Source organism: Ruegeria sp. BHSC043 (assembly GCF_059612985.1).
Window position 1 is genome coordinate 1,022,775 of record NZ_JBXWRS010000001.1, and the last position, 9,601, is coordinate 1,032,375.

At 63.7% G+C, this 9,601-nt stretch carries 11 protein-coding genes; 7 read left to right on the plus strand and 4 right to left on the minus strand.

What is annotated here, in order from left to right:
- The first annotated feature begins 45 nt into the window (after nucleotides 1-45).
- Nucleotides 46-969, plus strand: coding sequence for a LysR substrate-binding domain-containing protein (locus tag AC2FMM_RS04995; protein ID WP_496795950.1), 924 nt, complete (start codon nucleotides 46-48; stop codon nucleotides 967-969).
- Between the two features lie 48 nt (nucleotides 970-1,017).
- Here the strand turns inward: AC2FMM_RS04995 and AC2FMM_RS05000 are convergent, their stop codons facing one another.
- Nucleotides 1,018-1,566, minus strand: coding sequence for a peroxiredoxin (locus AC2FMM_RS05000; RefSeq protein ID WP_496795951.1), 549 nt, complete (start codon nucleotides 1,564-1,566; stop codon nucleotides 1,018-1,020).
- Between the two features lie 265 nt (nucleotides 1,567-1,831).
- Between AC2FMM_RS05000 and lipA the strand changes: the two genes are divergently transcribed.
- Nucleotides 1,832-2,782, plus strand: a complete 951-nt coding sequence (lipA, locus tag AC2FMM_RS05005; protein WP_496680792.1) for a lipoyl synthase — start codon at nucleotides 1,832-1,834, stop codon at nucleotides 2,780-2,782.
- Nucleotides 2,779-3,933 (plus strand): amidohydrolase, encoded by a 1,155-nt coding sequence (locus AC2FMM_RS05010; RefSeq protein ID WP_496795952.1) that lies wholly within the window; start codon nucleotides 2,779-2,781, stop codon nucleotides 3,931-3,933. Before lipA ends, AC2FMM_RS05010 begins: the two co-directional genes overlap by 4 nt.
- Here the strand turns inward: AC2FMM_RS05010 and AC2FMM_RS05015 are convergent.
- Together AC2FMM_RS05015 and hpt are read right to left on the minus strand one after the other, a co-directional pair.
- Nucleotides 3,923-4,072, minus strand: a complete 150-nt coding sequence (locus AC2FMM_RS05015; protein ID WP_496680788.1) for a hypothetical protein — start codon at nucleotides 4,070-4,072, stop codon at nucleotides 3,923-3,925. The two genes, AC2FMM_RS05010 and AC2FMM_RS05015, sit on opposite strands and share 11 nt — an antisense overlap.
- A 47-nt stretch (nucleotides 4,073-4,119) precedes the next feature.
- Nucleotides 4,120-4,662: a hypoxanthine phosphoribosyltransferase gene (gene hpt / locus AC2FMM_RS05020; protein ID WP_149775254.1), complete on the minus strand. Its 543-nt coding sequence runs from the start codon at nucleotides 4,660-4,662 to the stop codon at nucleotides 4,120-4,122.
- A gap of 75 nt (nucleotides 4,663-4,737) precedes the next feature.
- Between hpt and AC2FMM_RS05025 the strand changes: the two genes are divergently transcribed.
- Both AC2FMM_RS05025 and AC2FMM_RS05030 read left to right on the plus strand, forming a co-directional pair.
- Nucleotides 4,738-5,184 (plus strand): type II toxin-antitoxin system RatA family toxin, encoded by a 447-nt coding sequence (locus AC2FMM_RS05025; RefSeq protein WP_496680783.1) that lies wholly within the window; start codon nucleotides 4,738-4,740, stop codon nucleotides 5,182-5,184.
- A 38-nt stretch (nucleotides 5,185-5,222) separates the two neighbouring features.
- Nucleotides 5,223-6,518, plus strand: a complete 1,296-nt coding sequence (locus AC2FMM_RS05030; protein ID WP_496795953.1) for an MmgE/PrpD family protein — start codon at nucleotides 5,223-5,225, stop codon at nucleotides 6,516-6,518.
- Here AC2FMM_RS05030 and pyrC read toward each other — a convergent pair.
- Nucleotides 6,515-7,552 carry a dihydroorotase gene (gene pyrC / locus AC2FMM_RS05035; RefSeq protein ID WP_496713128.1) on the minus strand — a complete coding sequence of 346 codons (1,038 nt, stop codon included), beginning with the start codon at nucleotides 7,550-7,552 and terminating at the stop codon, nucleotides 6,515-6,517. The genes AC2FMM_RS05030 and pyrC overlap by 4 nt on opposite strands.
- Before the next feature lie 144 nt (nucleotides 7,553-7,696).
- Here pyrC and AC2FMM_RS05040 point away from each other — a divergent pair, with 144 nt between their 5' ends.
- Nucleotides 7,697-8,605 (plus strand): AAA family ATPase, encoded by a 909-nt coding sequence (locus AC2FMM_RS05040; protein WP_496680776.1) that lies wholly within the window; start codon nucleotides 7,697-7,699, stop codon nucleotides 8,603-8,605.
- Nucleotides 8,606-8,642: 37 nt separating this feature from the next.
- Nucleotides 8,643-9,601, plus strand: a 959-nt coding sequence (locus AC2FMM_RS05045) for a vWA domain-containing protein (RefSeq protein ID WP_496795954.1), incomplete at its 3' end; no start/stop codon positions are given.

A 9,601-nucleotide genomic window follows, 5' to 3' on the forward strand; every position in this document is an offset into this window, starting at 1 on the left:
ATTGGTTTTGCTTGCGATAGCCGTCGTAGGTGATAGTCAGGGATTATGAATTTCACCCTCAGACAGCTGCAATACTTCCGCGCTGTGGCCGAGCAGCGCAACTTTGGCCGGGCTGCTCAGGTGTGTCACGTTTCTCAACCGGCACTATCGGTGCAGATCCGGGCGTTGGAAGACATCATGGGCGGGCCGCTATTTGAAAGGCGCGCCCGTGATGTTCTGCTGACGCCGTTGGGGCGCGATGCGCTTGAGCACGCACGGCGCATTTTGGGCGCGGCCGAACGGTTGGATCGGTTTGCGCGTGACAACTCCACCGGGCATCGCAGTCTGTCGGTCGGTTTGATCCCGACCGTCGCACCGTATCTGTTGCCGGGTGTCCTGGCTGGTCTGCGGTCAGCGGATGTGTCCCTGCGCGTGCAGGTGCGAGAGGCGCGCACCGAGCGGCTGCTGTCGATGCTGAAAGCGGGAGAGATCGACGCCGCCGTGCTGGCCCTGCCGGTGGGTTCGCGCGGCATGGACGAGGTGCCTCTGTTCGAGGATCGCTTTCTGCTGGCTGGCAGCGAGACACGCCTGAACAGCCTGACCGTCAGCCCCGACGCTCTGCGCCCGATCGACCTGAATGCAGCCCAGCTGATGCTGCTGGAAGACGGGCACTGCCTTACGGATCAGGCGCTTGAGGTGTGCGGTCAGGACCGGACCAGCGCCCATATCAACATGGGCGCATCGTCATTGGCCACGCTGTCGCGGTTGGTGGCCGAGGGGTTTGGCCTGACCCTGATCCCTGAGTTAGCGGCGCGTTCCGAGACCAAAGCCGTTCCGGGGCTGAAACTGCTGCGGTTCGGCGCCCCGGAGCCCGCTCGGCAGATCGGCCTTGTGCGGCGCGACTCGTCGGATGGGGCGGTGTGGTTCGATCAACTGGCCCAGGTGATCCGGCAGGTAGGCGAAAGCATCGTGTCAGAAACCCGGAACTAAAAAGGGCCCGCACTTGGCGAGCCCTTTGCATGGAGGCTGGTTGACGCCTCAGGCCATTTCGGGCTGCTGGGCTTTTTCCAGGTGCTTCATCAGGTTTTCGGGCGACGAAACGCCATATGGGTCCTCGGGGCAGTTGTCCATCAGGCCGGGCTCTTCGAACCACGCCTCGACCACGCCATCTTTGATGATGGCGGCATAGCGCCACGACCGCATGCCAAAGCCCAGATTGGCCTTGTCGACCAGCATACCCATCTTGCGAGTGAACTCGCCCGACCCGTCGGGGATGACCTTGACGTTCTTCAGCCCCTGATCCTGTGCCCATTTGTTCATGACAAAGCTGTCATTGACTGACATGCAGTAGATCTCGTCGATGCCCTTGGCCTTGAACGCCTCGTAGTTGTTCTCGAACCCCGGCAGTTGGTAGGTCGAGCAGGTGGGGGTGAACGCACCGGGCAGCGAGAACAGGATGACCCGCTTGCCTGCGAAGTAATCGGCCGTGGTCTTGTCTTCCCAGCGGAACGGGTTGGGCCCTTCGATCGAGTCGTCGCGCACGCGGGTGTGGAACGTCACGTCGGGCAGCTTGGCACCGGTTTTCATGGGCATCTCCTGTGATTCACATTAATTCGGCCCGTGGGTTAAAACGATTTCAAACCGGCTTCAACACGGGATGTGCTGCGTTTGCGAAAATCCTCTTGTATGCTGAAAACATGTAGAAATCAGCGTCGATCTCCTGGAAAGTCGCGCTTTCATTCTGCATCTGCAAAACGCTGACGCATGGCAGCTATGCATGGCTGGCGTAATACATCCGACCGGTTTATGTTATGCACCAACCAAATTGACCCAAAGTCAGGAAACCGGCCCCGTGCGCGATCTGAAAATCCCTGAACAACGTCACCCGGAAAAGGCGCATAAGCCCGACAATGCGCAGCCGAAAAAGCCCAGCTGGATTCGGGTGAAAGCGCCCGGCGGCAAGGGCTATGCCGACACGCGCCGGATTATGCGCGACAACAACCTGGTCACCGTCTGCGAAGAGGCCGGATGCCCGAACGTGGGCGAATGCTGGAGCCAGGGCCATGCGACCATGATGATCATGGGCGAGATCTGCACCCGTGGCTGCACCTTCTGCAACATCGCCACCGGTCGCCCCGATGCGTTGGACGCGTTCGAACCGGGCCGGGTGGCACATGCGGTGGAAAAGCTGGGCCTGAACCATGTCGTCATCACCTCGGTTGACCGCGACGATCTGGCCGATGGTGGGGCCGAGCATTTCGCTCAGACCATCCGCGCGGTACGTCACCGCTCGCCCAACACCACGATCGAAATCCTGACTCCGGATTTCCTGAAATGCGATCCGTCGGTTCTGGAAACCGTGGTCGCGGCCAAGCCGGACGTGTTCAACCACAACCTTGAAACCGTGCCGGGCCTGTACCCCGAGGTACGCCCGGGCGCGCGCTATTTCCACTCACTGCGGCTGCTGCAACGGGTCAAGGAATTGGACCCGTCGATCTTCACCAAGTCGGGGATCATGGTTGGTCTGGGCGAGAACGAACAGCAGGTGCGCCAGGTCATGGACGACATGCGCGCCGCCGACATCGATTTCCTGACCATCGGCCAGTATCTGCAGCCCACGCCGAAACACCACCGCGTGGACCGCTTTGTCACGCCCGAAGAGTTCGCGGCCTATGAAAAAGCCGCCTATGGCAAAGGGTTCCTGATGGTTTCGGCCACGCCGCTGACCCGCTCGTCTTACCATGCGGGCGATGATTTCGCGCGCCTGCGAGCAGCGCGACAGAAAAAGCTGGGGCAGGCGTGACGCCGCAAGCGCTGGCGCAACTGACTGCGCTGCGCCACGCGTTGCACCAACGGCCCGAGGTCTCGGGTGAAGAGTCTGAAACGGCCGCCTTCATCGCCGAGCAATTGCGTGGTGTGGGCGGCCGGGTTCTGACCGGGATCGGTGGGCACGGGGTCGCGGCCGTGTTCGACTCGGGCCAGCCGGGGCCCACCGTGGGCATCCGCTGCGAACTGGACGCGCTGCCGATATTGGAGATGCCGGGTAAACCCTGGTGCTCGCAGGTTCCGGGCAAGGGTCATCTGTGCGGCCATGACGGCCACATGGCCATGGTGTTGGGCGTAGCGCTGGACTTGGCGCAAACGCCGGTGTCGCGCGGTCGGGTCGTGCTGATCTTCCAGCCCGCCGAAGAGACCGGTCAGGGCGCACGCGATTTTCGGAACGACCCGCAATACGCTGAAATACAGCCCGATTTCCTGTTTTCTCTGCATAACCTGCCGGGGCTGGACCTGGGCGCGGTCGAACTGTGCTCTGGCCCGGCCAATTGCGCTTCACGCGGGATGCGGGTGCGGCTGACGGGCAAGACCTCGCACGCCGCGGCTCCGCAGGACGGCCTGTCGCCGGCCTCGGCCATGGCCGAGTTGATGCCGGCCTTGGCTGCCTTGGGGCCGGGCGGAGAGCTGACCGAAGATTACACGCTGACCACCGTCACCCACGCCCAACTAGGGGCCCCGACATTCGGCGTGGCGCCCGGCGAGGCCGAGATATGGGTGACGCTGCGCACCGTCTCGGACGCGCGCATGGCGCAACTGGTCGATCAGGCCGAGGCGCTGGTCTGCGAGGCCGCGGCCGACGAGGGGCTGGGTGTCGAGATCACCTATGACGACGTGTTCGAGGCCTGCGTCAACCACCCGGAGGCCGTGCAGATCCTGGCTCAAGCCTGCGTACAGGCCGGGGTGCAACCGCGCCTGACCACCGCGCCGCAACGGTTCTCGGAGGATTTCGGGCAATTCGCCAAGGGGTCGAAAACCGGCATGTTCTGGCTGGGGGCCGGGGTTGACCATCCGCAACTGCACAACCCCGACTATGACTTCCCTGACGCGCTGATACCTGTCGGCGCGGGCATCTTTCTGGCGGCAATCCGTCAGGTGCTGGACGCGCCGGTCACGGGCTGAGCTTGCGCGGCTGGCTGGTTGCCCATTCGGGCCACCAGCCCATGTATTCGATAACCGCAATTAGCAGACACAACACGATTAGACCCAGTACCAGCTTGACCCGCTGGTCCGAGGGCGGATTGCGCGCCCAGCGGGACATTCGCAGAAGGTGGCGCAGGATCATGGGGCCTCGAATCCGCGGCGGGATCAGTCTTGGGTAAAGCGGACCTTGCCGATGAAGGGCAGGTTGCGGTTGCGTTGCGCATAGTCGATGCCATAGCCCACGACGAATTCGTCCGGGATCTCAAAGCCGATCCAATCGGCGCGGAAATCAACCTCGCGGCGGCTGGGTTTGTCCAGCAGGGCAATCGACTTGAGCCGTTTTGGCTGGCGGCTGCGCAACAGGTTGGTGACGTGGTTCAGCGTGTGCCCCGTGTCGACGATATCTTCGACCACCAGCACGTCGCGCCCTTCAATTGCGCCGCGCAAGTCTTTGAGAATGCGCACTTCCCGGCTGCTTTCCATTGAATCGCCATAGGAGGACGCTTCGAGGAAATCGACCTCGATCGGCAGGTCCAGTTCGCGCACAAGATCGGCGATGAACACGAAGCTGCCGCGCAGCAGGCCCACGACCACCAGCTTGTCGGTATCGCCGAATTCGCGAGTGATTTCGCGACACAATTCCTCGATCCGTGCCGCGATGGCCTTGGCCGAGATCATCTCATCTATCACATATGCGCGCTGGCTCATGGCTGCCCCCTTGATCTTTGGCGCGCAACATACGACATGACGCGCCATTGTCACGTTTCAAATGCCCAGGTTGCCATGCCCACTCATTCGGAAACTCGCCACCTCCCATACAGCGCGCAGCAGGTGTATGATCTGGTCGCGGATGTGGCGAAATACCCCGAGTTTCTGCCTTGGTGTGCAGCCGCGCGGATCCGGAGGACCTATGCGGCGGGCGAGGCGCAGGTGATGGAGGCCGATCTGGTGATCTCGTTCAAGGTGTTCCGCGAACGGTTCGGCAGCCGGGTGACGCTATACCCCGACCAAAGGAAAATCGACACCGAATACCTGGACGGCCCGTTCAAATACATGAAATCCGACTGGCATTTCGAGGACGCTCCCGAAGGCGGCTGCAACGTGTCCTTCCACGTGGATTTCGAGTTCAAGAACGCCGTGTTGCAAGGCATCATCGGCGTGGTCTTCAACGAGGCAATGCACCGGATCGTGCGCGCCTTCGAACAACGCGCGGCCAGCCTCTACGGCTGAGGGTTTACCCGGCGCAGGCGTACGTTAGACTGCGCCGCATGACTGATTTCACAAGCGCTCTTTCCGAATTCGCCGCGGGTCCCGTGTCCACGACTGCGCAGGCTAGGATCGTCACGTCTTTGTCCGCGCTCGATTGGTTGGCGGTCGGGCGCGCAGGCGTCAACGAACCGGTCTCGCGCATCCTGCGGGAGATGGTGCTGGACGAAGGCGGGTCCGGACAGGCCACCCTGTTCGGCGGCGGGACCGCGCCGATGCGCGCTGTGGCTTTGGTCAACGGCACGGTGTCGCACGCGCTGGACTATGACGACACGCATTTCGCCCATATCGGCCACCCCTCGGTGGCGGTGTTTCCCGCCGCACTGGCCGTGGCCGAATGGCAGGACCAACCCATCGTCGATCTGCTGGAATCGGCCTTGGTGGGGATGGAGCTGTCCATCCGTGTCGGCCTTTGGCTGGGGCGCGGGCATTATCAGGTCGGGTTCCACCAGACCGCGACGGCGGGGGCGTTCGGAGCGGCCGTGGCAGCTGCCCGCCTGCTGGGATGCGATCCGGCAGCCATGCGCCGGATTCTGGGGCTGACCGCGACCCGGGCGGCGGGCCTCAAGGCGCAGTTTGGCACCATGGGCAAGCCTTACAATGCGGGGCAGGCGGCTTCGGTCGGGGTCGAGGCCGCGCTGCTGGTGCAGCGGGGGTTCGCGCCCAATCCCGATGCCCTGACCGGTCCGTTCGGGTTTGGCGCGACGCATCACGGTGCCGATGATACAGCCTCAGCTCTGTCGGGACTTGGGGATGAGTGGCTGATCGAAAGCGTCAGCCACAAGTTCCACGCCTGCTGCCACGGGCTGCACGCCGCGCTCGAGGCGGCGCGCGATCTGGACATCGCCGAACCCGAGGTGGCCGAGATCAAGATTCGCACCCAACCCCGTTGGATAAGCGTCTGCAATCAGACCGCGCCGACGACCGGGCTGGGCGCCAAATTCTCCTATCGGACGGTGATCGCGATGCAGGCGCTGGGATACGATACGGCCCTGCCTGAAAGTTACACGGACAAAGTCTGCACCGATCCGCGCCTGCAATCGCTGCGCGACCGGATCACGGTCGAAGCGGACGAAACGCTGTCCGAGACTGAGGCCCGCTTGGCGCTGCTGCGGCGGGACGGGGCGCGGCGCGAGGCGACCCACGATCTGGCCGCGCCGATCTCGATTTCCGAACGCGAGGACCGGGTCCGTGACAAGGCGGCCAAACTGATCGGCGCGGACGAAGCGGATGCGATCTGGTCGATGCTGCGTACCGGCGGGCGCGCAGCGGATCTGGCGAAACGACTGGTTGACTAGACCACGCGCCAGTGCAGCGGAAAGCCGGGGTCGAACACGGTGACCGGGCCATCGCGCGTTTCGATCTTGTTGGGGTAGGTGACCGGTTCGCCCTTCTGCAGGGTGATGGTCTGATCGTTGACGGGCAGCCGGTAGAACCTGGGCCCGTTGACCGAGGTAAACCCTTCCAGCTTGTCCAGAGCACCCGCGCGGTCAAAGACCTCGGCCACCAGCGACATGGTGTTCGTGGCGGTGAAACATCCCGCGCAGCCGCAGGACGTCTCTTTGTTGGCGTCCGTATGCGGGGCGCTGTCAGTCCCCAGAAAGAACCGTTCGTCGCCCGAGGTCGCGGCATCGACCAGCGCTTTGCGGTGCTCTTCGCGCTTGGCGACGGGCAGGCAGTAGTAGTGCGGCTTGATCCCGCCCACAAGAATGTGGTTGCGGTTGATGATCAGGTGATGCGCGGTGATCGTTGCGCCAAGGTCGGTTTCGTTCGCGCGCACATACTCCACTCCGTCGCGGGTGGTGATATGCTCCATCACCACGCGCAGGCCCGGCGTGGCCTTGCGGATCGGGTCCAGAACGCGGTCGATGAACACCGCCTCGCGGTCGAAGATGTCGATCTCGGCATCGGTGACCTCGCCATGCACGCAGAGCGGCAGGCCGATCTCGGCCATCCGTTCCAGCACGGGGCGCACCTTGTCGAAATCCCGCACGCCCGAGGCCGAGTTGGTCGTGGCCCCTGCCGGGTACAGCTTGACCGCCTTGACCAGACCGCTTGCATGGGCCGCGGCCATGTCGTCGGGGTCGGTATCCTCGGTCAGGTACAGGGTCATCAACGGCTCAAAGCTCATGCCTTCGGGCAGGGCAGCCAGGATACGGTCGCGATACGACGCGGCCTGAGCGCCGGTCACCACAGGGGGCACAAGATTGGGCATGATGATGGCCCGCGCGAAATGGCGGGCGGTTTCGGGCAGGACGGCCTGCAGCATGGCGCCATCGCGCAGATGCAGGTGCCAGTCATCGGGGCGGCGGAGCGTCAGAGTATCGGTCATGGCGCCGGGCTAGCACAGGTAGGCCGCACGGGAAAGTGACAACAAACCTTGCCAGACGACCAGATTGCCGCAAGTCCCGGAAAGATCACGGTCTTGACGCGCAGCGGCAGCCATGACCTGTTGTGCCAAGGGAGATAGAGACACATGAGCCAGCCAGATACCATCGACGCCGTTCAGAAGATGCTGGGCGAACAGGGCTATGTCTGTGGCCGCGCCCTGGCCACCGTGGTGTTCCTGTCGCTGAAACTGGGCCGGCCGCTGTTTCTTGAGGGCGAGGCTGGTGTCGGCAAGACCGAAATCGCCAAGGCCCTCGCCTCTGGACTTGGCCGCCGCCTGATCCGGCTGCAATGCTATGAAGGGCTGGATGCGTCATCGGCCGTCTATGAATGGAACTTTCCCGCGCAGATGGTGGCCATCCGCACCGCCGAGGCGGTCGGAGGGTCCGACCGGAAGGGTCTGCAGGAGGAACTTTTCAGCGGCGACTATCTGATCCGCCGACCGCTGCTCGAGGCGATGGAGCCCGATCCGGCTGGCCCGCCGGTGCTGCTGATCGACGAGCTGGATCGCACGGACGAACCGTTCGAGGCCTTTCTGCTGGAGGCGCTGAGCGATTTCCAGGTGACCATCCCAGAGATCGGCACGATCAAGGCGCCCGAACCGCCCATCGTCATCGTCACCTCGAACCGCACGCGCGAGGTGCATGATGCGCTCAAGCGCCGCTGCCTGTATCACTGGGTCGATTACCCCGATTTCGACCGCGAATTGGAGATCCTGCACGCCCGCGCGCCCGAGGCCGCCGAGGCGCTGAGCCGCGAAGTGGTGGCCTTTGTGCAGCAGCTGCGCACCGAGGACTTGTTCAAGAAACCTGGTGTGGCCGAGACCATCGACTGGGCGAAATGCCTGCTGGCGCTGGACGTGATCAACCTCAGCCCCGAGGTGATCGGCGACACGCTGGGCGCGATCCTGAAATACCAGGACGACATCCAGAAATTGCAGGGCTCCGAGGCCAAGCGGATTCTGGATCAGGCCAAATCCACGCTCGAACCGGTCTGATGTCGTCGTTGCGCCAAAACACTCCGGGGGCCTAGCGATGGCCGAACAGCTTCCACTGGATATTCCGGCCGATCCGAAACTGGCACAGAACATCACCCATTTCGCGCGCGCTTTGCGCAAGGCCGGGCTGCCGATCGGCCCCGGCCGCGTCGTTGACGCCATCCGCGCGGTGCAGGCGGCGGGCTTCACCCGCAAGCAGGATTTCTACTGGACCCTGCACGCCTGTTTCGTGAACCGACCCGAGCATCGCACGGTATTCGCCCAGATCTTCCGCCTGTACTGGCGCGACCCGCGATACCTGGAGCACATGATGTCGATGATGCTGCCGGCCATTCGTGGCGTTCAGGAGGAACGCATGGCCGAGGCCGGCGAAAAACGCGCGGCCGAGGCCCTGCTGGACGGTGTCGAGCGGGACGAACCGAAAGGCGCGGAGCAAGAGGGCGAAAGCGAAATCGAGATTGATGCCACGCAGACCGCCTCGTCCGAGGAACGGCTGCGGTCGCTGGATTTCGAACAGATGAGCACCGCGGAAACCGCGCAGGCCAAGCGCATTCTGGCACGGTTGCAATTGCCTGTGGACCCGATCGCCTCGCGCCGGGGACAAGCCAGCCATCTGGGTCGGCGGATCGACCGGGCGCGCACCTTGCGCGCGGCCATGCGCCAGGGCGGCGAACTGCGAGAGATCGCGCTGGTCCAACCGAAACCGCGCTGGCCCAACCTGATCGCGCTGTGTGACATCTCGGGGTCGATGAGCCAGTACAGCCGGATCATCCTGCACTTCCTGCACACGGTCTCGAACGCCAAGGGGGCCGGCTGGGCCAAGGTGCATGCGTTCACCTTCGGCACGCGGCTGACGAACATCACACGGCACCTGCATCAGCGCGACGTCGATGCGGCGCTGGCCGCCGCCGGGGCCGAGGCGCAGGATTGGGAGGGCGGCACGCGCATCGGCGAATGCCTGCACCAGTTCAACCGAGACTGGTCGCGCCGAGTTAT